The 19,372-nt window shown below is 67.2% G+C and carries 18 protein-coding genes and 1 pseudogene; 13 read left to right on the top strand and 6 right to left on the bottom strand.

Annotation, left to right across the window (positions count from 1 at the left end):
• Position 1 precedes the first annotated feature (1 nt).
• The 4 genes from ACSQ12_RS17395 (at position 2) to proC (ending at position 3,944) form a co-directional block, all read left to right on the top strand.
• Positions 2–838, top strand: coding sequence for a sugar phosphate isomerase/epimerase family protein (locus tag ACSQ12_RS17395; RefSeq protein ID WP_209742543.1), 837 nt, complete (start codon positions 2–4; stop codon positions 836–838).
• A 112-nt stretch (positions 839–950) separates the two neighbouring features.
• The gene (locus tag ACSQ12_RS17390) at positions 951–1,292 is read left to right on the top strand and encodes a YciI family protein (RefSeq protein WP_436066249.1); all 342 of its coding nucleotides are present in this window, start codon (positions 951–953) and stop codon (positions 1,290–1,292) included.
• A gap of 18 nt (positions 1,293–1,310) precedes the next feature.
• Positions 1,311–2,621 carry an RNA polymerase sigma factor gene (locus ACSQ12_RS17385; RefSeq protein ID WP_436066248.1) on the top strand — a complete coding sequence of 437 codons (1,311 nt, stop codon included), beginning with the start codon at positions 1,311–1,313 and terminating at the stop codon, positions 2,619–2,621.
• A gap of 489 nt (positions 2,622–3,110) precedes the next feature.
• Positions 3,111–3,944 (top strand): pyrroline-5-carboxylate reductase, encoded by an 834-nt coding sequence (proC, locus tag ACSQ12_RS17380; protein ID WP_436066247.1) that lies wholly within the window; start codon positions 3,111–3,113, stop codon positions 3,942–3,944.
• A gap of 20 nt (positions 3,945–3,964) precedes the next feature.
• Here the strand turns inward: proC and ACSQ12_RS17375 are convergent, their stop codons facing one another.
• Together ACSQ12_RS17375 and ACSQ12_RS17370 are read right to left on the bottom strand one after the other, a co-directional pair.
• Positions 3,965–4,603: a potassium channel family protein gene (locus ACSQ12_RS17375; RefSeq protein ID WP_198011609.1), complete on the bottom strand. Its 639-nt coding sequence runs from the start codon at positions 4,601–4,603 to the stop codon at positions 3,965–3,967.
• 40 nt (positions 4,604–4,643) lie between these two features.
• Positions 4,644–6,077, bottom strand: coding sequence for a TrkH family potassium uptake protein (locus tag ACSQ12_RS17370; protein ID WP_436066246.1), 1,434 nt, complete (start codon positions 6,075–6,077; stop codon positions 4,644–4,646).
• A 104-nt stretch (positions 6,078–6,181) separates the two neighbouring features.
• On the opposite strand from ACSQ12_RS17370, the gene ACSQ12_RS17365 reads away from it, so the two are divergent.
• Positions 6,182–7,405, top strand: a complete 1,224-nt coding sequence (locus ACSQ12_RS17365; protein ID WP_436066245.1) for an acetoin utilization protein AcuC — start codon at positions 6,182–6,184, stop codon at positions 7,403–7,405.
• Positions 7,406–7,433: 28 nt separating this feature from the next.
• Here ACSQ12_RS17365 and ACSQ12_RS17360 read toward each other — a convergent pair whose 3' ends face one another.
• Entirely contained in the window at positions 7,434–7,928 is a 495-nt protein-coding gene (locus ACSQ12_RS17360) for a hypothetical protein (protein ID WP_436067021.1), read from the bottom strand.
• A 166-nt stretch (positions 7,929–8,094) separates the two neighbouring features.
• Here ACSQ12_RS17360 and ACSQ12_RS17355 point away from each other — a divergent pair, with 166 nt between their 5' ends.
• Positions 8,095–8,652 (top strand): ArsR/SmtB family transcription factor, encoded by a 558-nt coding sequence (locus ACSQ12_RS17355; RefSeq protein ID WP_436066244.1) that lies wholly within the window; start codon positions 8,095–8,097, stop codon positions 8,650–8,652.
• 101 nt (positions 8,653–8,753) lie between these two features.
• Here the strand turns inward: ACSQ12_RS17355 and ACSQ12_RS17350 are convergent, their stop codons facing one another.
• Positions 8,754–10,133 (bottom strand): alpha-hydroxy acid oxidase, encoded by a 1,380-nt coding sequence (locus tag ACSQ12_RS17350; RefSeq protein WP_436066243.1) that lies wholly within the window; start codon positions 10,131–10,133, stop codon positions 8,754–8,756.
• Positions 10,134–10,251: 118 nt separating this feature from the next.
• On the opposite strand from ACSQ12_RS17350, the gene ACSQ12_RS17345 reads away from it, so the two are divergent.
• Entirely contained in the window at positions 10,252–10,959 is a 708-nt protein-coding gene (locus ACSQ12_RS17345) for a FadR/GntR family transcriptional regulator (protein ID WP_436066242.1), read from the top strand.
• 95 nt (positions 10,960–11,054) lie between these two features.
• On the opposite strand, the pseudogene ACSQ12_RS17340 reads toward ACSQ12_RS17345, so the two are convergent.
• Positions 11,055–11,282: pseudogene (locus ACSQ12_RS17340) on the bottom strand (fibronectin type III-like domain-contianing protein); the annotation flags it as partial.
• Positions 11,283–11,451: 169 nt separating this feature from the next.
• Here ACSQ12_RS17340 and ACSQ12_RS17335 point away from each other — a divergent pair.
• On the top strand, positions 11,452–12,042 hold the full coding sequence (locus ACSQ12_RS17335; protein ID WP_436067020.1) for a TetR/AcrR family transcriptional regulator: 591 nt from the start codon (positions 11,452–11,454) through the stop codon (positions 12,040–12,042).
• A gap of 86 nt (positions 12,043–12,128) precedes the next feature.
• Here the strand turns inward: ACSQ12_RS17335 and ACSQ12_RS17330 are convergent, their stop codons facing one another.
• Positions 12,129–13,151: a LacI family DNA-binding transcriptional regulator gene (locus ACSQ12_RS17330; RefSeq protein WP_209742552.1), complete on the bottom strand. Its 1,023-nt coding sequence runs from the start codon at positions 13,149–13,151 to the stop codon at positions 12,129–12,131.
• Between the two features lie 202 nt (positions 13,152–13,353).
• On the opposite strand from ACSQ12_RS17330, the gene ACSQ12_RS17325 reads away from it, so the two are divergent.
• Genes ACSQ12_RS17325 through ACSQ12_RS17305 form a run of 5 tightly spaced genes read left to right on the top strand, consistent with a single transcriptional unit; the run spans position 13,354 to position 19,364 of the window.
• Positions 13,354–14,841 carry a Gfo/Idh/MocA family oxidoreductase gene (locus ACSQ12_RS17325; RefSeq protein ID WP_436066241.1) on the top strand — a complete coding sequence of 496 codons (1,488 nt, stop codon included), beginning with the start codon at positions 13,354–13,356 and terminating at the stop codon, positions 14,839–14,841.
• A 32-nt stretch (positions 14,842–14,873) separates the two neighbouring features.
• The gene (locus tag ACSQ12_RS17320; protein WP_209742554.1) at positions 14,874–15,842 is read left to right on the top strand and encodes an NAD-dependent epimerase/dehydratase family protein; all 969 of its coding nucleotides are present in this window, start codon (positions 14,874–14,876) and stop codon (positions 15,840–15,842) included.
• On the top strand, positions 15,839–16,744 hold the full coding sequence (locus ACSQ12_RS17315; RefSeq protein WP_436066240.1) for a 5-dehydro-4-deoxyglucarate dehydratase: 906 nt from the start codon (positions 15,839–15,841) through the stop codon (positions 16,742–16,744). The genes ACSQ12_RS17320 and ACSQ12_RS17315 overlap by 4 nt, the downstream gene beginning before the upstream one ends.
• Positions 16,744–17,889, top strand: coding sequence for a mandelate racemase/muconate lactonizing enzyme family protein (locus tag ACSQ12_RS17310; protein ID WP_436066239.1), 1,146 nt, complete (start codon positions 16,744–16,746; stop codon positions 17,887–17,889). The genes ACSQ12_RS17315 and ACSQ12_RS17310 overlap by 1 nt, the downstream gene beginning before the upstream one ends.
• Positions 17,886–19,364, top strand: a complete 1,479-nt coding sequence (locus tag ACSQ12_RS17305; RefSeq protein WP_436066238.1) for an aldehyde dehydrogenase (NADP(+)) — start codon at positions 17,886–17,888, stop codon at positions 19,362–19,364. Before ACSQ12_RS17310 ends, ACSQ12_RS17305 begins: the two co-directional genes overlap by 4 nt.
• The last annotated feature ends 8 nt before the right edge of the window (positions 19,365–19,372 follow it).

Below are 19,372 nucleotides of genomic sequence, written 5' to 3'. Positions count from 1 at the left end.
GATGAGCACCGCCGTCGAACGTTCCCCGGAGGAAAAACGCGTGATCCCGGTGGCGCTGTCCAGCGCGTCTGTCTACCCGTTGAGCGTGCACGATGCTTTCGCCGTGGCCCAGGACCTTGGTTTTGACGGCGTGGAAGTGATGGTCACCAACAACGCCACCAGCCAGAGTCCGCACTCCCTCCTGGAGCTCAGCCACCGTTACCGGCAGCCGATCGTGTCCATCCACGCGCCCACGCTGCTGCTGACCCAGAAGGTCTGGGGTTCGGCGTGGAACAAGATCGAAATGTCCTGCCGGATGGCGCGTGAAGTGGGCTGCGGGACCGTGGTGGTCCATCCGCCGTTCCGCTGGCAGAACAACTACGCGGAGAACTTCCCGGCAGGCATCCGCCAGCTCGCCGACATGTACCAGGTGCGGATCGCCGTCGAAAACATGTACCCGTGGCGCGTGCGAGGCCGGGAGACGGTTGCCTACCTGCCGCACTGGGACCCGCTGGGACAGGATTACGACGACGTCACGTGGGACTTCTCGCACGCCGCCACCGCGGGGGCCAACAGTGTTGAGGCGATCAAGGCTCTCGGCAGCAAACTCAGGCACATCCACCTCACGGACGGATCCGGTTCCGGCCGGGACGAGCACTTGATTCCAGGCCGCGGCAACCAGGGCTGTGCGGAAGCGTTGCAGCACCTGGCCGCCAGCGGATTCGACGGCGTGGTGGTGGCGGAAATTTCCACCCGGCGGGCAAAGTTCGCGGGGGAACGCGAGCTGTGGCTTAACGAAACCCTGAAGTTCGCGCGCCAGCACCTGAGCCACCCGCTGGTCGGTGCACGCGAGGCGTAGCAGGATTCTCCGCAAAGGGGCGGGGGAGGCGTGTCGATACGGGCGGGAGCCGTTCGTATAGGAGGTGAGAGGCCGGCACCCCGCCGGCCGGATCCTCAAGGAGGAAAACCAAATGTCACAGTATCTGCTCAGCATCTACCAGCCTGACGGTCCCGTCCCGGACGCGGAGTTCCTGGAGCCCATCATGCGCGGTTTGGAAGGCCTGAACCTGGAGATGAAGGCGGCCGGCGCCTGGGTGTTCGCCGCCGGCCTCCATCCCGCGGACACGGCCACCGTCCTGCGGCCGCAGGGGGACGACGTGCTTGTCACCGACGGCCCGTTCACCGAAGGCAAGGAGCACCTGGGCGGCTTCACTGTCATCGACGTGGACGACCTCGACGCCGCCCTGGACTGGGCCCGCCGACTGGCCAAGATCGTGACGTTGCCGGTCGAAGTCCGCCCCTTCCAGCACTAAGCCCTCGGAGACGTCCGGATGACGGGGCGCGGTTCCGCTGCCGGGGGTTCCGCCTCGGAGGCTTCCAGCGGCGAGATAGCCCGGATCTTCCGCCGCGAATACGGCCGCGCCGTGGCAGTGCTGGTCCGCATATTCGGCAGCATCGACGTCGCCGAGGACGCCGTCCAGGACGCGTTCACGGCGGCGGTGCAACGCTGGCCCTCCAGCGGGGTCCCGCCCAGCCCGGCCGGATGGATTATCACCACTGCCCGCAACAGGGCCATCGACCGGCTTCGGCGTGACGCCGCCCGCGACGACAAATACGCCCAGGCAGCCCTGCTGCATGCCCGCACCGGTGATGCCTCCGGAGCGGCACCCGGGGACCTGCTAATGGATGAGCCGGGAGAGGAGGCCGGCGTGCGCGATGACACGCTGAGGCTCATCTTCACCTGCTGCCACCCTGCGCTGGGAACTCCGGCCCGCGTGGCGCTGACGCTCCGCCTCCTGGGCGGCCTGAGCACCGCGGAGATAGCCCGAGCCTTCATGGTGCCGGAAAAGACCATGGCCCAGCGGCTGGTCCGGGCCAAAGCGAAAATACGGGATGCCCGGATTCCCTACCGCGTGCCCCGCGGCGCCGAACTGCCGGAGCGCCTCACGGCGGTGCTCGCCGTCGTCTACCTCATCTTCAACGAGGGCTACAGCGCCAGCTCCGGCGACACCCTCGTCCGGGGCGAGCTCTGCGGGGAGGCCATCAGGCTGGCCCGGCTCCTGGCGGCCCTGATGCCGGATGAGCCCGAAGCCCAAGGGCTTCTGGCGCTGCTGCTGCTGATAGAGTCGCGGCGCGCAGCCAGGATGACGCCCGACGGCGGCATGGTGCTGTTGGCGGACCAGGACCGGCAGCTGTGGGACAAGGACCTGATCCTGGAGGGTCAGGCAATCGTCCGCCGGTGCCTTCGCCGGAACCGGCCGGGACCGTACCAGCTCCAGGCCGCCATCAACGCCGTGCACAGCGATTCCCCGTCGGGCGAGGAAACGGACTGGGAGCAGATCCTGCGGTTGTACGATCAGCTCCTGCAGGCATCGCCGGGCCCGGTTGTGGCCCTTAACCGCGCGGTGGCCCTGGCCGAAGTGCACGGCCCGGAGACCGCCCTCACGCTGGTGGACACCCTGGACCTGGCAGGCTACGGGGTGTTCCATTCCGTGCGCGCTGATCTCCTCCGGCGCCTGGGCCGCGTCTCCGAAGCCAGCGAGGAATACCGGGAGGCACTGCGGCTGGCAGGCAACGCGGCCGAGCGGCAGTTCCTGCAAGGCCGGCTGCTTGGCCTGTCCGGGGCGGACCAGCCGGATTAAAGAGAAAACGCCGGGCGGTCCTGCCGAAGGAATTGGGGGAACCCTTCCGCAGCCGCCCGGCGCTCCGCCGGTTCCGAAGAACCGGCTGTCATCACTCGCACCTGTGAGGCGCTTTCCATGTTACGGACGCACTTTGGGTGTTCCGGGAGTTTTCCCTGTGCGTTGGCTGGCAAGACGTCCGCCGGCCGGACGTAATGCTGCGCTGGGGCTTAAATGAGAAAGCACCGGCGGCCTCGCAGGAAAATGGGGGAAACCTGCTGCAGACCACCGGTGCCGGGCAAACATCCCCATGCTTGCCTCATCACTCGCACCCTCAATGAGGTAATAACTACGTTAGGTGCCGACTTTGTGAGGAAGCTGCGCCGATCATGTGAGCCAGCTGTGAATGGGGCGGGCCCGCCTGCCCCCGGCTGCCGCCTCACGGCCGGAGGGCGTCCGGAGAGCAGCCTCCGGATGCGGCGACGCGCGGGGAACTGCAATGATGGACCAATGAGCAACCGAATCGCATTCCTTGGCTGTGGATCCATGAACGAGGCCGTCATGACCGGCATGCTGGAGGCCGGAACGGACCCGGCGGACGTCGTGGCCACTGTCCGGCGCGCGGAGCGTGCTGCCGAACTTGCCCAGCGCTACACCGGCATCACTGCCATTGCCGGTGAGGAGGAGCCGGAGAACAATAAACAGGCGGCCACCGGCGCCGACGTCGTGATTCTCGGCGTCAAGCCCGTGGGAATCACCGACCTCGCGCGGGAAATCAGCGGATCGCTTTCGCCGAAAACCATCGTGGTCAGCGTCGCCGCCGCGGTGTCCATCGCGCAGCTTGAAGCCGCGCTGCCAGCCGGTCAGCCGGTGATCCGCACCATGCCCAACACCCCTGCCAAGCTGGGCCGTGGCGTCGTGTCCGTCTCGCCGGGTTCCAACTGCTCGGCCGAACAGCTGCAGCTGGCCAAAGACATCCTCAAGGGTGCCGGGACCGTGGTGGAGGTGCCCGAAGAACAGGTGGACGCGCTGTCCGCCATCAGCGGTTCGGGCCCGGCCTACGTGTTCTACCTTGCCGAGGCGATGGCTGCCGCCGGTGTCGAGCTGGGGCTGGATCCGGAGTTGTCGCTGCTGCTGGCACGGGAAACGGTTGCAGGAGGCGGCCTGATGCTGGCCGAACCCGGCGCGGACCCTACCGCCCTGCGCAAGGCCGTGACCAGCCCGAACGGCACCACGGAACGCGCCATAGCCACGTTCGATGAACGGGGCTTGCCGGCGATCATCGCCGACGGCGCCCGCGCCGCGGCAGCCCGCGCAGCCGAGATCACGAAGCAACTGGGCTAACGGCTCAACCGCCGGCCCGGCTACGGGCGGGCGGCGAACCGTTCCAGCAGGTCCACGTGGCCGGACACGATCAGCATGTCCCGTGAAGACACCTTGGTTTCCGGCCGGGCATAGGTGAAGTCTTCGCCCGGTGACTTTACGCCGACAATGGTCACGCCGTACTTGGAGCGGACCTTGGACTCGTCCAGGGTGAAGCCCACGGTCTCGCGCGGCGGGTACATCTTGACGATCGCGAAGTCGTCGTCGAACTCGATGAAGTCCAGCATGCGGCCGGAAACCAGGTGCGCGGCGCGGACACCGGCGTCGGCCTCGGGGTAGATCACGTGGTTGGCGCCGATCCTGGTGAGGATCTTGCCGTGCGAGGGCGTGATCGCCTTGACCCAGAGGTGTTCGATGCCGAGGTCCACCAGGTTCACGGTGATCAGCACCGAGGATTCGATGGACGTACCCACCCCCACCACTGCGGAGCTGAACTCCTGTGCACCGAGCTGCCGGAGGGCGTCGATGTTCGTGGCGTCGGCCTCGACGACGTGCGTGAGCACGGGAGCCCATTTCTGCACCAGGTTGCGGTCGCGTTCGATCGCCAGGACCTCGCGGCCCTGCTTGACCAGCTGTTCGGCGGTGGACGAGCCAAAGCGGCCCAGCCCGATCACCAGCACGGGGGCATTGTGGGCGGGGCGGTTGACAGCGCCTGAGGGATTAGCCAATGATGGGCCTCTCTTCCGGGTAGTGGTACAGCTGGCTGCGCTGGCGCAGAGCCAGGGCAGCGGCAAGGGTCACGGTTCCCACGCGGCCGGCGAACATCAGCGCGGTCAGGACATAAACGCCGGACGGCGGCAGCTCGGCACTGAGGTTGGTGCTGAGGCCCACGGTGGCGAAGGCTGAAATGGTCTCGAACAACACCCGGTCCAGGGGAGCGCCGCTGATGTGCAGGAGCGCGAAGGCCGAAACGGACACCAGGGTTGCGCCCGCGACGATCACCGAAATGGCCACCCGCATGGTTCCTTGCGGGATGGTGCGTCCGTAGACCTTCACATCCGCGTCGCCGCGGGCCTCGGCTGCGATGGCCAGGAACATGACGGCGATGGTGGTCACCTTGATGCCGCCGGCAGTGGAGGCTGAACCGCCGCCCGCGAACATGAGTGCGTCGGTGAGGAGCATGGTGGTGGATTCCATGTGGTTCTGGTCCACCAGGTTGAAGCCGCCGGACCGGGTCATCACGGAGGCGAAGAGGGAATGCGCGATCTTGTCGCCCACGTCCATGGAACCGATGGTCCGCATGTTTTCCCACTCCATCAGACCCCACAGCACTGTTCCCGCGGCCAGGAGGATGAAGGACACCTGGATGGTCAGCTTGGTGTGGAGGTTCCATTTCTTCCAGTTCAGCCCGTTCTGCTGCAGCACCATCACCACCGGGAAGCCAAGGCTGCCCAGGAAGACGCCGAGCATCAGGGGGACCAGGATCCAGAGGTCGGTCTCGTACGGGACGATACCGTCCGAGTGCGGGGTGAAACCGGCGTTGTTGAAGGCCGAGATCGCATAGAAGACGCCGTGCCACACGGACTGGCCGAAGCTCTCGCCCAGCACCAGGAAGCGGGGAACGAGGGCAAGCGCCAGACCGGCCTCGATGACCACGGACGTGGTGATGACGATCCGCAGCAGGGTGCCCACTTCGCCAAGGCGCCCGGCGTTGTTCATGGCTTCCTGGGCAATGAGCTTGCCGCGCACCCCGAGCTTCTTGCTGACCATGAGGGCCAGCAGCGAGGCCAGGGTCAGCGTACCCAGGCCGCCGACGAAAATGCCGATCAGGATGACCAGTTGGCCGAAGAAGGACCAATGCACGGCCGTGGACACCACGGTGAGGCCCGTAACGCAGACGGCGGACACCGCGGTGAACAGGGCCTGGTACAGGGGGGTGAAATTTCCGGTGGCAGACGCCGCCGGCATGGACAGGAGTCCGGTGAAAACGAGGATGACAACAGCGAACGCAGTCAGCGCCAGCCGCGCCGGCGACGTGTTGGCGATGTTGTCGATGAAGTCGCGGATACCCGTGAAGATCCATAGACCCTCACGCTCCGGCATGCCGGGGTGCCAGTTAGCCGGGCTCTTGGACCTCGGCTGGCTTTGCGTCATGTGCGGCTTTTCCTCGGTTGAAACTGCTTCCTTCAGTAGTAAACCACTATATTCCGCGCGACGACCGGGAAATCAGGGCGTCCGGCTCAGGTAGCCTGTCCTTGATGACATTCCTGCCCGGACTCGCTCAATCCGCATTGCCAACGATGGTGGTGTGGGACATGGCCATGACCGCCTACAACTTCGGCCACGGGCATCCGATGGCACCCGAACGCATGGAGCTCACCGCGCGCCTCGCCCGCAGCCTGGGCCTGCTGGACCTGGGGCACGTCACTGTGGCCGCCCCGGACGTGGCCGGCGACGACGAACTGTGCACCGTCCACAGCCCCGGATTCGTGGCGGCGGTCCGGCGGGTCAGCCTGAACCCGGACGTACCCGACCTGGAACGGGGCCTGGGCACGGAGGATGATCCCGCTTTCGCCGGCATGCATGAGGCCAGCGCGCGGCTTGCCGGCGGTTCACTGATGGCGGCCGGTGCAATCCTTGACGGCAGCGCCGTGCGGGCAGTCAACTTCGGCGGCGGTATGCACCACGCTGCCAAGGAGCGGGCCAGCGGCTTCTGCATCTACAACGATGCCGCCCTGGCGATCCAGAAACTGCTCGACGGCGGTGTGCAGCGTGTGGCATATATCGACGTTGACGCCCATCACGGCGACGGGACGCAGAGTATCTTCTGGGATGACCCGAGGGTCCTCACCATTTCCCTGCACGAGACCGGACTGACGCTGTTCCCCGGTACGGGCTTTGCCAACGAGATCGGCGGCCCCAATGCCCAGGGCAGCGCGGTCAATGTGGCCCTTCCGGCCGGAACGGGCGACGCCGGCTGGCTGCGGGCGTTCCATGCCGTGGTTCCGCAGCTGATCGGCGCCTTCGAGCCCGAGGTGATCGTGAGCCAGCACGGCTGCGACTCGCACCGGCTTGATCCCCTGACGCACCTCAACATCAGCGTGGACGGCCAGCGTGAAGCGGCAACCGCCGTCGGGAATCTCGCGGCGCGCTACTGCGGCAACCGGTGGATTGCCACCGGCGGAGGCGGCTACAACGTGATCAGCGTGGTGCCGCGGTCCTGGAGCCACCTGATTGCCGTCGCGGCCGGCAGGCCCGTGCCGCTCCGGACGCCCGTTCCCGAAGACTGGCGGCAGTACGTCCAGGACAAGTACGGGGCACTCTATGGGGTGACGGCGCCCGAATCGATGGGCGACGACGTGGACCTGTGGTGGCGTTCATGGGAGGTCGGCTTCGATCCCAATGACGAGGTGGACCGGACCGTGATGGCCACGCGCAAGGAAGTGTTTCCGCTGTACGGCCTGGACCCCTGGTTCGACTAGCGCCTGGTTCGACGATCGCCCGGTTCGACTAGGTGAGCGGCTTTTCCGTCTGGAACACCACCCCGGCGGCGCCGATGAGCCAACCCAGCAGGGACAGCGCGAAGGCGCCGATGAGGTCCGTTGACGCGGTTCCCTTGACCAGCCAGAGCAGCAGGACCAGCAGCCCCACTGCCAGGTAAACCACCACTGCGGCCACTATCCGCCCGGACAGCCGGGCCGTGACCTCGGCCGGGTTGAAGGCACCGGTGGCGCCGGCTTGGCCGGGTTTCAGGTCACGGCGGGCTTCCTCGTCGCGGCGGACTTCGGCAATGGTGAACCCCAAGGCCGATGCGGTCAGGGAGCTCAGGGACGTGGCCAGTACGCCCGCCGCGGTTACCAGGGCGCCGTTGAGGGGCGGCGCGACTGTCCTGCCGTCGGGCACCCAGAACCCGACGCGCAACAGCACGGATCCCCAGACCGCCACGAACAAGCCCAAAAACACAAAAGCGATGATGTTGAACAGCTGCTGGCGCAGGAAATCCATGGCCACCCACCCCTCATGTTTGAGCGGCCGCAGCCGGACAGCCCGGGGCAACCGTGAGTCCGTTGTAGCACTGCGGCAGGTGCGGGGCAATGGCCGTTGTGCGCGGGAGGTGCGCGGGAGGAAATAGTGGATGCCATCCGGCGTATATGTCGCTAGGGTGGATCCCATGGTGACAGACGACGTATTTGCCGTCATTGCTGAGGCAACCCGGCGTGACATTCTGGTATCCCTCCGCTCGGGGGACAAAGCAGTGGGGGAGCTGGTCGAGGAGCTGGACGCCAGCCAGCCCACCATATCCAAACATTTGAAAGTGCTCCGCGAGGCCGATCTGGTCAGCATGCGCGCCCAGGGCCAGAAGCGCTACTACGCGCTGAACCCCAAACCGCTCGCCGGCGTCGCCAGCTGGCTGGAGACGTTCGACGTCGGGCCGCGTGCCGCCGTCGTCAGCTCGCCGGCCGCGCAGATTCTGGAGGAAAAGACGGAGCAGGCGGCGGAAGCCGCAGCTTCCGCGCCCTCGCCGGTGGCCGCGGCTGCAGGCATGGCCCGTCCGGCAGCGGTGCCCGGTGCCTCGGAAGGCGGTCAGTTGAGCCCCGCCGTGGCAATTCCGGTGGCCACGGCAGGGGATGACACCGTCCCGCAGCAGATCGGGCGCACCGTGGGCCGGGCCGCCACGAAGGCCGCCGACCTCATCGCGAACCTGCCAAAGTTCGGCCGCAAGAAGTAGCCACGAACCCAACTGACTCGCAGTTAACGCTGTGAAAACCCGTTTTGGGAGCGTTAACTGCCAGTCAGTTGGGCGAGGCGGCTGGGGGCCGGGCGTGCAGGTTACCTGCCGAGGATCCGGACGTGGTCCGGGGTGAGCTCGGAGAGCTTGCTGACGCCCAGCAGCGCCATGGTGCGGGTCATGTCCTTTTCCAGGATCTGGATGGCGCGGTCCACACCGGCCCGGCCGCCGGCCATGAGGCCGTAGAGGTACGCGCGGCCGATCAGCGTGAAGTCGGCTCCCTGGGCCAGCGCGGCAATGATGTCCGCGCCGCTCATGATGCCGGTGTCCAGGATGATGGCGGCGTCGGAGTTGTCCCTGGTGAAGGCCTCCTTGACGCCGGGCAGCAGGTGGAACGGGATGGGCGCACGGTCCAGTTGGCGTCCGCCGTGGTTGGACAGCACCACGCCGTCGGCGCCGTGGTCCACCACCTTGCGGGCGTCATCCACGGTCTGGATGCCCTTGACCACGAGCTTGCCCTTCCACGTCTCGCGCAGCCAGTCCAGGTCCTCGAACGTCAGGGTGGGGTCGAACATGGAGTTGATCAGGTCCGCCACGGTGCCGGTGTACCGCGAGAGCGACGCGAACGTCAGCGGCTCGTGGGTGAGGAAGTTGAACCACCAGGCCGGGCGGTAGGACGCGTCCAAAACGGTCTTGATGGTCAACGCCGGCGGAATGGTCATGCCGTTGCGGACGTCGCGGAGGCGGGCGCCGGCGACGGCGGTGTCCACGGTGACCATCAGGGTGTCGTTTCCTGCCTTGGCGGCGCGCTCGATCAGTTCGAGGGAGCGGTCGCGGTCCGTCCACAGGTACAGCTGGAACCAGTTGCGTCCGTTGGGTGCCGCCTCGGCGACATCCTCGATGGATGCGGTGCCCATCGTTGAGAGCGTGTAGGGAATGCCGGCGGCTTCAGCGGCCTGGGACCCGGCGTACTCGCCTTCGGACTGCATCATCCGGGTGAAGCCGGTGGGCGCGATGCCGACCGGCAGGCGGGACGGCTTTCCCAGGATCTCGGTGCCCAGGTCGATGCTGGAGACGTTCCGGAGGATGCCCGGGCGGAACTCGATGTCCAGGAAGGCCTCACGGGCGCGCCGCAGGGTGATTTCGGCTTCGGCGGCGCCGTCGGTGTAGTCGAACGGTGCCTGCGGGGTGCGGCGCTTGGCCATGTCCCGCAGCTCCCAGATGGTGCTGGCGCGCTGCAGCTTCGCGGCGCGGCTGAACTCGGGCTTTTTGAACTGCATGAGCGGCGCGAGGTCCGAGTACTTCGGCACGCGGCGCTTGAGCGCGGCCGGGACTGCTGCTGCGGCCCGGTTCACTGCGCCGGACAATGTTGCGCCGGTCAGGGACGCTCCGGGTGCGGTGCCGGCGGCCGTGGACGGCGCGTCCGTTGCGTCGGGGGCCGGGGTGGCCTCGGGGTTGTTGGGCTGGATGGTGTGCGTCATTGCTGCCTCCGGGGCATCGGGCTGAAGCGGCTCTGGACGGGTCGCTCTGGACAGGTGGCTCTGTGGTCTAACCACACTCTAAGGGATGTGGTCCAACCACATCAAGTACCATTGGCCCATGCGTACCCATCAATTGGTCCTGCAGTGGATCGAGAACCAGCTTTCCAGCGGCGAACTGGCACTGGGTGGCCGGCTGCCGGCGGAGCGGATGCTGGCTGAACAGCTGCAGGTCTCACGGACATCAGTCCGTGAAGCGATCCGGGTCCTGGAAGCCATGGGGGTTGTCCGCGCCGGCGTGGGATCCGGTCCCGACGCCGGCACGGTGGTCATCGCAGACCCGACGGCCGCGCTCGGATCGGCGCTGCGACTCCACGTGGCCACCTCGCACCTGCCCGTGGCGGATATCGTGCAGACCCGCGTCCTGCTCGAATCCTGGGCGGTTGCCCGGGCCCGCACGGACTCCCCGGCGCTGGCAGAGGCCGCCGAACTGCTGGAAAAGATGGAGGCCTGCCCGGACACCGACGAATTCCTGGCCCTCGACGTCCGCTTCCATCTGGCCCTCGCCGAAGCTGCCGGCAACGCCGTGGTCAGCGCCATGATGGGCTCCCTGCGGGAAGCGATCCAAAGCTACGCCGGCAGGCTGACGGCAAACCTTCCCGACTGGGATGCCACCGCCGCCCGGCTCCGCGCCGAACACCGTGAGATCCTGGCGGCCATTAACCACCACGACGGCGGCAGGGCGGCCGGGCTCGTGGCAGCCCATATCGAGGGGTACTACAAAGAGGCCGGGCTGGGTCCGAAAGATTCGGACCCAGCCCGGCCTTAGCCCTGGAGTTTTTGTCCAGATAACGTGCCCAAAGGCCTGTTTATCTCACGTTATCTGGACAAAAACTCGGAAGGGAAGGGTGGGGCGTGGGGGCGTCAGCGCAGTTCGATCTCCAAAACCTGGAAATCGTCAGCCGCGTGGCGTCCCACCAGCAGACGGAACGTGCCCTGCTCGAACTGCCAGCCGCCGTCGTAATGCGCGAAGGCCTTCGCCGGGATGTGTACCTCGACGCTTTCCGCGCCTGCCGGTGCCAGGTGTGTTCCGGCGTAGCCGGCGAGCCAGCGGACCGGGCGTTCCACGGCAGAGTCCGCACGGTCGAGGTACCCCGGGGTTCCGCTGGCCGGAGAAGCAGCGGAATCCTGGGGAATGGTCTTGACGGCCACATTGCCTCTTGACGAAAAGTGACCCTCCGTTGGGTCCTGACAATGATGGTAGCGACAAAAATCAAGTCTGACTTGATTTTTATGGAAAGAAGTGAAATACACTGACTCAATGTCAACGTCGAAGCCACGCGGCCAGTACGCCAAGGGAGCGGAACGCCGCGAACAGATAATCCAGACGGCCACGGATGTTTTTGCAACAGAAGGCTTCGAGGGCACGGCGCTCAAACGCGTGGCCGAGCTGGTGGGGGTGAAGGAAGCCACCCTGTTCCATTACTTTCGCGGCAAGCAGGAACTGCTGACGGCTGTGCTCGCCGAACGGGACCGCCGGAGCCTGGCCGCCGGTGAAGACACGGAAGTGGGCCTGCGGCTGATGGCGCCGATCGCTGAGCGCAATCGCAGGGAGCCGGGGCTCACCACGCTCTATGCCGTGGCATCAGCGACGGCGAATGATCCGGGACATGATTCCCACCCCTACTTCCAGGAGCGCTACGCCCAGGTGGTGGCGGAGCTGGCCGAAGACATTGGCCGACGCCAGGAGGCCGGTGAAGTGCGCCGCGACGTGCCCGCGCAAAAGCTGGCGCGGCTGGTGGTGGCCGCCTTTGACGGCCTGCAGTTGCAGTGGCTTTATGACAAGAATGTGGACATGGCGGACGGCCTGACTCAGCTGATTGATGTCCTCCTGGCGCCACCCGTGGCCTAGGTCCGGCTGAGAGTTTTTGTCCAGATAATGGCCCCAAAAGGGGTCCCAGGTGCCATTATCTGGACAAAAACTCTCCCGAGGAGGGGCTAGCCCTTCGCCGCGCCCGTGCTGCCGCGGACTTCGAGCCGCGGCTGGAACACCGTGGGTCCTTCGGCGACTGCGTCGGAGGGGATGTGGCGGATCAGGTCCCGCATCCGGTGCCACGCCTGCTGGCCCAGTTCGGTGATGGGCACCGCCGCCGTGGTGAGCGTGGGGGTGGTGTAGCGGGCAAAGGGGATGTCGTCGAAGCCGGTGACGGAGATGTCCTCCGGGACCCTGACGCCGCGCTCGTGGAGCCCGCTCAGCAGGCCCATGGCCACGAGGTCGTTGAAGGCCAGGACGCCGGTGGCTCCGCTGGCAAGGACGGCATCCACCGACTGGTGCCCTACCTCGAAGGTGGAGCCGCCGTCGAGCATTGTGAGGTCAATCTCCGGGTGGGCGGCTGTGAACTTTTCCAGTCCCACGAGGCGCAGGCCGTTCGACGCGCTCCGGGCCGGTCCGGCCAGGAAGGCGAGGCGCGTGTGGCCCAGGTCCACAAGGTGTTCGGCCAGTTCCTGGATGCCCTGGCCGTAGTCCACCATCAGGCTGGGCGTGTGTGTGTCCACGGTGGTGCGGTTGATCAGCACCATGGGCTGGAGTGACGGCGCGAGCTCTTCCAGCTCGGCGTCGCCCATGCGCGGCGCACAGAGCACCAGGCCGTCGCAGCGCCGGCGGGCCTCGCCGGCGAGGATGGCCTCCTCGCTGGACACTTCGGAGGAGTCGGCGATGAGGACCCGGTAGCCATCCTGGGCGGCGGCCATGCTGAGGCCGCGGAGGATGGCCTGGAAGGTGGGGTTGGAGAGGTCCGGCACCACGATGCCGATGGTGTCGGTTTTTCCCAGCGCCAGGCTGCGTCCCACCGGGTTCGGCTGGTAGTTCAGTTCGGTGGCCGCAGCCCTGACGCGCTCGGCGATGGCGGGGTCAACAGTGAAGTTGCCGTTCATCACACGGGAAACGGTCGCGTGTGAAACGCCTGCCTTGAGGGCGACGTCGGCAATGCCGATTCGCCGGGTGGTGGCTCTCCTGCCCAAAGTGGCCCCTTTCCGGGCTTCTCCGACCCCTTCGCCGTCTTCCCCTACGGGCATTGCCGTTCGGGGCGATGGTTGACGTGACCGCCAGAGTCTTGATACAAAGCTTATAACGTTCCGAGAAAACGCTTTCTCATAATTCTCACCGCACCACCACCGGCCGTCAAGCGGCCACCTTCCTGCCTTCCGAAAGGGTTACACCGCAATGGGCAACACAGCCAACACCGTCAATCCGGGCAGCAGTGCTGCCGTGGCCAGCACTGCCGCTGCCGCCGCCCCCGCCAGCGCTGTCCACCCCTCCGGCGCAGCCCCCGCCAAAGCGGTCCGCAAAGCGCGGATCGTCCTGATCGGCACGGGTGGCCGGTCCGAAATGTACATCCGCGCGATCTTCGGCAAGCACTCGGACACCGCTGAACTGGTGGCCTTCTCCGACGTCAACCCCGGCCGCGTGGAGTTCTACCAGAAGCTCATCAAGGAACTCGGCGCTCCCGGCCCCGTCGCAGCATTTGATCCCGCCGACCTGACCGCGTTCATCCGGGACAACGACATTGACCGCGTTGTGGTGACCACGCCGGACTACACCCACGCCGACTACATCGTGGAAGGCCTGGAAGCCGGTGCCGACGTGGTGGTGGAAAAGCCGCTGACCATCGATGCCGAAGGCTGCCGCCGGATCACCAGGGCCGTCGAAGAAACCGGCCGGAACGTGGTGGTCACCTTCAACTACCGCTACTCGCCGCGCAACAGCGCCCTGAAGGAGATCATCCAGAGCGGCGTGATCGGCAAGGTCACCTCGATCGACTTCAGCTGGGTTCTGGACACGGTCCACGGTGCGGACTACTTCCGCCGCTGGCACCGTGAGAAGAAGAACTCCGGCGGCCTGCTGATCCACAAGGCATCCCACCACTTCGACCTGGTCAACTGGTGGATCGACGACGTCCCGGAACGCGTTTTCGCCTCCGGAGGCTTGAAGTTCTACGGCGATAAGAACGCTGCCGAGCGTGGCCTGGGCCCGCGCCCGGAACGCGGAACGCCCGACGCCGGTGCTTCCGCCGCCGTAACAGGCTCGGCAGAAAAGGACCCGTTCGCGCTGGACCTGCGCGAAGACGAACGCCTCAAGGCACTCTTCCTGGACAACGAACACTTCGACGGCTACCGCCGCGACCAGGACGTCTTCACGGCCGGCATCACCATCGAGGACAACCTCGCCCTCGTGGTGGACTACCACGGCGGCCCCGTCCTCAGCTACTCTCTCAACGCCCACAGCCCCTGGGAAGGCTACCGCGTGGCCGTCAACGGCACCGAGGGCAGGGCGGAACTCGAAGTGGTGGAACGCGCCGCTGTCCTGCACAGCACGGACAAGAAGACCGTGGTGGACCCGTCCGCGACGCCCGTCGAGGAAGAGGACGCAGTGCGCCGCAACGGTGAACGCCTGGTGGTCCAGCGGCACTGGGAGGCGGCCTACGAGGTGCCCATCGTCAACGGCGAGGGCGGCCACGGCGGCGGCGATGAGCTCCTCCTGTCCGATCTGTTCAACGGCCCCGGCGAGGACCCGCTGGGACGCCCCTCCGGCTACCTGGACGGACTTCGCTCCGTCTCGGTCGGCATCGCGGGCAACCGTTCGCTGGAATCTTCCCTCCCGGTCCGCATCAAGGATCTTGACCTCGGCGCAGACCTACGCCGCGGCGCCTAGCCGGCGGCCGACAACCTAAAGGAATCAACACCATGAGCAGGATTTTTGTCACCGGCGGCTCCGGCCGGCTGGGGCGCAGCGTTGTCGCCGGCCTCGCCGCCGCAGGCCACCACGTCATCTCCGTGGACCGCGACGCTGTTCCCGCCGCCCAACTGCCCGACGGCGTCGAGCAGCGCACTGCCGACCTCCTGGCGCCGGGGGAGGCGGAACGCCTCCTGCGCGAAACAGCGCCCGACGCCGTCGTCCACCTTGCGGCGATCGCCGTGCCGTTCAGTGCGCCGGAAGACGTCATCTTCAGCACCAACACCAGGCTGGCGTACGCCGTCATCAGCGCGGCGACGGAACTGCGCATCGGCAGGATCGTCACGGCAAGCAGCCCCACGGTACTGGGCTACGGCTCGCCCGCGGGCTGGCTGCCGGAGAGCTTCCCGGTGGACGAACGCACCACACCAAAACCCTGGAACGCCTATGCACTGTCCAAACTCATCGCCGAACAGACCGTGCAGATGTTCGCCGCGGCGCAGGGTGATGCCATCCGCTACGCGGCGTTCCGCCCCTGCTATGTGATCTCGCCGGAAGAATGGGCGGGCGCGCCCACCCAGCAGGGCCACACCGTCCGTGAACGGCTGGATGATCCGGCGTTGTCCGCACCCGCACTCTTCAACTACGTGGATGCGCGGGACGTGGCGGACTTCCTGGACCTGCTGCTGGCCAAGATGGACAGCATCCCCAACGGACAGACCTTCTTCGTGGGGGCAGCCGATGCACTGGCCACCGCACCGCTTGCGGAGCTCATGCCCCGGTTCCTGCCCGGCAGCTCGGAGCTTGCCGCCGGGCTCAGGGGCAACAGCCCGGCATTCTCGATCACCAAGGCCCGTGAACTGCTCGGCTGGGAACCCAAACGCAGCTGGCGGACCGAACTGAAGACTGAAACCGCCCTCAATGACGAGACCCCCGCCGTGCTGGTCGCGGCCGGCACAGGATCAAAGGAGACCCCATGAAATTCGACGGCGTACTGTTCTTCCCCGTCACACCCTTCACACCGGAAGGGACAGTTGATGTGGACCTCCTCAAGGAACACATCACCTCCCGCCTCCCGCACGGACCGGGCGGCGTGTTCCCGGCCTGCGGCACCGGCGAGTTCCATGCGCTGAGCATCGACGAGGTGCGCACCGTGGTGACCGCCGCCGTCGAAGCCGTGGCCGGCCAGGTGCCGGTGGTTGCCGGTGCCGGCGGGCCGCTGGGCCACGCGCTTGAAGCCGCCCGCATCGCCGAGGAAGCGGGCGCCGACGCCCTGCTGGTCCTGCCGCCGTATCTCGTGACCGGCCCCACCGACGGCCTGGTGGCGTACATCGAGGCGGTGGCCGCCGCCAGCAGCCTGCCGGTGATCGTCTACCACCGCGGGAACGCCAAATACACGGCAGCCTCCATGGCACGGCTGGCCGCCAACCCCAAAGTGATCGGCTTCAAGGACGGGCTGGGCGACGTTGGCCTGGCCCAGGAAATCGTCAGCGCCATCAACGCCAGCGGACGCGCAGACTTCCTGCTCTTCAACGGCCTGCTCACCGCGGAACTGACCCAGGGCGCCTACCGCGGCCTTGGCATCCCGCTCTACTCCTCGGCCGCGTTCGCCATGGCCCCGGAAATCGCCAAGGCCTATTACGACGCCTACGTCTCCGGGGACGAGGACCGGCGGCACGCGCTGCTGGACGGTTTCTACGCGCCCCTGGTGAGGCTCCGCGACCAGACCCCGGGCTTCGGCGTTTCCCTGATCAAGGCCGGGCTGCGCCTGGGCGGGCTGCCGGTCGGGCCGGTGCGGGCTCCGCTGGTTGACCCCACCGAGGAACAGCTCGTCCAGCTCAAGTCCATCCTGGCCAAGGGCTACGAGCTGGCCGGCCGCTAATGGGCTCGCCAGTTGCCGAAGCGCCGGTCGCCGCAGCGTTGCGGACGCTGCCCCGGATCACCGGGCTCTCGAGCCGCCTGCTGACTGTTCCGCTCCTGCGGAGCTGGGGAGCGGAGGCACCGGAAAACCATGTGATCGTCACCGAAGTCCGGACGGACGACGGCGGCACGGGTCACGGGTTTTCCTGGACTCCCACCATCGGCCCGCAGGCGGTCCAAGCGCTCCTGGACTTCGACGTCGCGCCTTTCATCACCGGGCTCGAAGCGAACCCCGAGAGCGTGTGGGACCAGCTGTGGAAGCGGCTGCACGAAGCCGGCGGCGGGGGACTGACCACCATCGCCATGGCCGGGGCGGACCTTGCCCTGTGGGACCTGCAGGCCCGCCGCGCCGGAACCTCGCTCACCGGACTGCTGGGCCAGCGGCAGGATTCCGTGGAGGTGTACGGTTCGGGCGTGAACCTGCACTACTCCATCGGGGAGCTCGTGGCTCAGGTGGAACGCTGGGTGGCTGCCGGGCACAACGCCGTCAAGATCAAGGTGGGCAAACCGGACATCCGGGAAGACATGGAACGCGTGGCTGCTGTCCGTAAGGTCCTGGGCCCGCACCGGAAGCTGATGATCGACGCCAACCAGCGCTGGGACCTGCCCGCCACGTTCCGTGCCCTGGAGGTGCTGGGCGAGTTCGGCCTCGAATGGCTGGAAGAACCCCTCCGGGCTGACGACCTCTGGGCCTACCGCAGGCTGCGCCGGCACTCGCCGGTACCCATCGCGCTGGGCGAGAACCTGCACAACATCTACCGCTTCCGTGACTTCATCGAGGCGGGAGCGGTGGACATCATCCAGCCCAACATCATCCGCGTCGGCGGCATCACCCCGTTCCGCCGCATCGTGGAACTCGCCCGCACGCACAGCATCAGGGTCATGCCGCACCTGCTGCCGGAACTCTCCGGCCAGCTCGCGCTGACCATGGCCGAACCCACCATGGTGGAGGACGTCGAGGACGCCTCCTTCGAACAACTTGGCGTGCTGGAAGCGCCCTCACCCGTACAGGTCCGTGACAGCCGGCTCACCCTCGCCGGCAGGCCGGGCCTGGGGTTCGCCTTCTCCGGGGCATCCGCCGATCACCAGAACAGGAATTCACTGTGACAACAGCAACCCTCGAACTCACCGCCCTAACGGCCGCCGCCACCCGGGCGGCCAAAACCGCTGCAGCCGCGTCCGACGTCGAACGGGCCGCCTGGCTGAACGCCGTCGCCGATGCGCTGGACGCCAACGTGACGGAACTGGTGGCCCTTGCCGACGAGGAGACCCGGCTGGGCACCGCGCGGCTCACCGGGGAAGTGGCCCGCACTTCCGGGCAGCTGCGGCTTTTCGCCACGGTGATCACCGAAGGCTCCTACCTTGAAGCTGTCATCGACCACGCCGACCCGTCGTCCACTCCGCCCAAGCCTGACCTGCGGCGGCTGCTGAAGCCGGTCGGCCCGGTGGCTGTCTTCTCGGCGTCGAACTTCCCGTTCGCGTTCTCGGTGGCGGGCGGCGACACGGCGTCGGCGCTCGCCGTCGGCTGCTCAGTCGTTGTGAAGGCGCACTCCGGCCACCTCAGGCTCTCCGAACGGACGGCGGAAATCGTCACGGATGCGCTGGCCGCGGCCGGCGCTCCCGACGGCCTGTTTGCGCTGGTCAGCGGACGGGACGCCGGCACCGCGCTGGTGCAGGATCCCGCCATCAAGGCCGTGGGCTTCACCGGGTCCATTCCCGGCGGCCGGGCGTTGTTCGACCTCGCGGTCTCCCGGCCCGAACCCATTCCGTTCTACGGCGAACTCGGCAGCCTCAACCCCGTGGTGGTCACGGCCGAGGCACTGAAGGCCCGTGCCGGTGATCTGGCCGCAGGTTTGGCGGGCTCCTTCACGCTCGGCGCCGGACAGTTCTGCACCAAGCCGGGGCTGGTGTTCATCCCCGCCGGCACCGACTTCCCGGTGCTGCTCGCGGAGGCGGCCAAGGAAAAGGGGGCCGCCCCGATGTTGACCGAGCGGATCGCCGACGCCTACCCGGACGGCCTTCGGGCGGTGGCTGCCCTGACGGATGCGTCGGGCCGGCCCGCCGTGCAGGTGGTCAGCGGTTCGGTTGACCAGGACGCAACAGCGAACGGCGCGGCCCCGGTGATCTTCAGGACCACCGCCGCTACCGTCCTGGAGCGCCCGGTGGAACTGCTGGAGGAGTGCTTCGGCCCCACCACGCTGCTGATCGAATACTCCGGCAACAATGAGCTGGCCGAAGCACTTGCGCTGGTACCCGGCAGCCTGACCGCCACTGTCCACGCGCAGCCGGGCGAGGACGTGGCGGAGCTGGTGGAACAGTTGTCCGGCCTCGCCGGCCGGGTGCTGTTCGACGGCTGGCCCACCGGTGTCGCGGTGAACTGGGCCCAGCAGCACGGCGGCCCCTACCCGGCCACCACCTCGCTGTTCACCTCGGTGGGGGCGACGGCGGTGCGCCGCTTCCAGCGCCCGGTGGCCTACCAGGACGCTCCCGAAGCCGTGCTGCATCCCGCCCTCCGGGAAGCCAATCCGTTGGGAATCCCGCGGCGTGTGGACGGCGTCCTGGTGCTGCCCACCGTTCATTAGGTCAGTTC

It is taken from the genome of Arthrobacter sp. LjRoot14, from assembly GCF_964253905.1.
Classification (GTDB): Bacteria; Actinomycetota; Actinomycetes; order Actinomycetales; family Micrococcaceae; genus Arthrobacter.
The sequence above is the reverse complement of the archived record's forward strand: the minus strand, read 5'-3'. Positions and strand labels throughout refer to the sequence as shown.

What these genes read in the sequence shown, in the direction of transcription:
- ACSQ12_RS17350 (WP_436066243.1), bottom strand. Translation starts at nt 10,133, where the DNA reads ATGACGCACACCATCCAGCCCAACAACCCCGAGGCCACCCCGGCCCCC.
- ACSQ12_RS17310 (WP_436066239.1), top strand. Translation starts at nt 16,744, where the DNA reads ATGGGCTCGCCAGTTGCCGAAGCGCCGGTCGCCGCAGCGTTGCGGACG.
- ACSQ12_RS17385 (WP_436066248.1), top strand. Translation starts at nt 1,311, where the DNA reads ATGACGGGGCGCGGTTCCGCTGCCGGGGGTTCCGCCTCGGAGGCTTCC.
- ACSQ12_RS17325 (WP_436066241.1), top strand. Translation starts at nt 13,354, where the DNA reads ATGGGCAACACAGCCAACACCGTCAATCCGGGCAGCAGTGCTGCCGTG.
- ACSQ12_RS17390 (WP_436066249.1), top strand. Translation starts at nt 951, where the DNA reads ATGTCACAGTATCTGCTCAGCATCTACCAGCCTGACGGTCCCGTCCCG.
- ACSQ12_RS17320 (WP_209742554.1), top strand. Translation starts at nt 14,874, where the DNA reads ATGAGCAGGATTTTTGTCACCGGCGGCTCCGGCCGGCTGGGGCGCAGC.
- ACSQ12_RS17360 (WP_436067021.1), bottom strand. Translation starts at nt 7,928, where the DNA reads ATGGATTTCCTGCGCCAGCAGCTGTTCAACATCATCGCTTTTGTGTTT.
- ACSQ12_RS17345 (WP_436066242.1), top strand. Translation starts at nt 10,252, where the DNA reads ATGCGTACCCATCAATTGGTCCTGCAGTGGATCGAGAACCAGCTTTCC.
- ACSQ12_RS17355 (WP_436066244.1), top strand. Translation starts at nt 8,095, where the DNA reads ATGGTGACAGACGACGTATTTGCCGTCATTGCTGAGGCAACCCGGCGT.
- ACSQ12_RS17365 (WP_436066245.1), top strand. Translation starts at nt 6,182, where the DNA reads ATGACATTCCTGCCCGGACTCGCTCAATCCGCATTGCCAACGATGGTG.
- proC (WP_436066247.1), top strand. Translation starts at nt 3,111, where the DNA reads ATGAGCAACCGAATCGCATTCCTTGGCTGTGGATCCATGAACGAGGCC.
- ACSQ12_RS17335 (WP_436067020.1), top strand. Translation starts at nt 11,452, where the DNA reads ATGTCAACGTCGAAGCCACGCGGCCAGTACGCCAAGGGAGCGGAACGC.
- ACSQ12_RS17395 (WP_209742543.1), top strand. Translation starts at nt 2, where the DNA reads ATGAGCACCGCCGTCGAACGTTCCCCGGAGGAAAAACGCGTGATCCCG.
- ACSQ12_RS17315 (WP_436066240.1), top strand. Translation starts at nt 15,839, where the DNA reads ATGAAATTCGACGGCGTACTGTTCTTCCCCGTCACACCCTTCACACCG.
- ACSQ12_RS17370 (WP_436066246.1), bottom strand. Translation starts at nt 6,077, where the DNA reads ATGACGCAAAGCCAGCCGAGGTCCAAGAGCCCGGCTAACTGGCACCCC.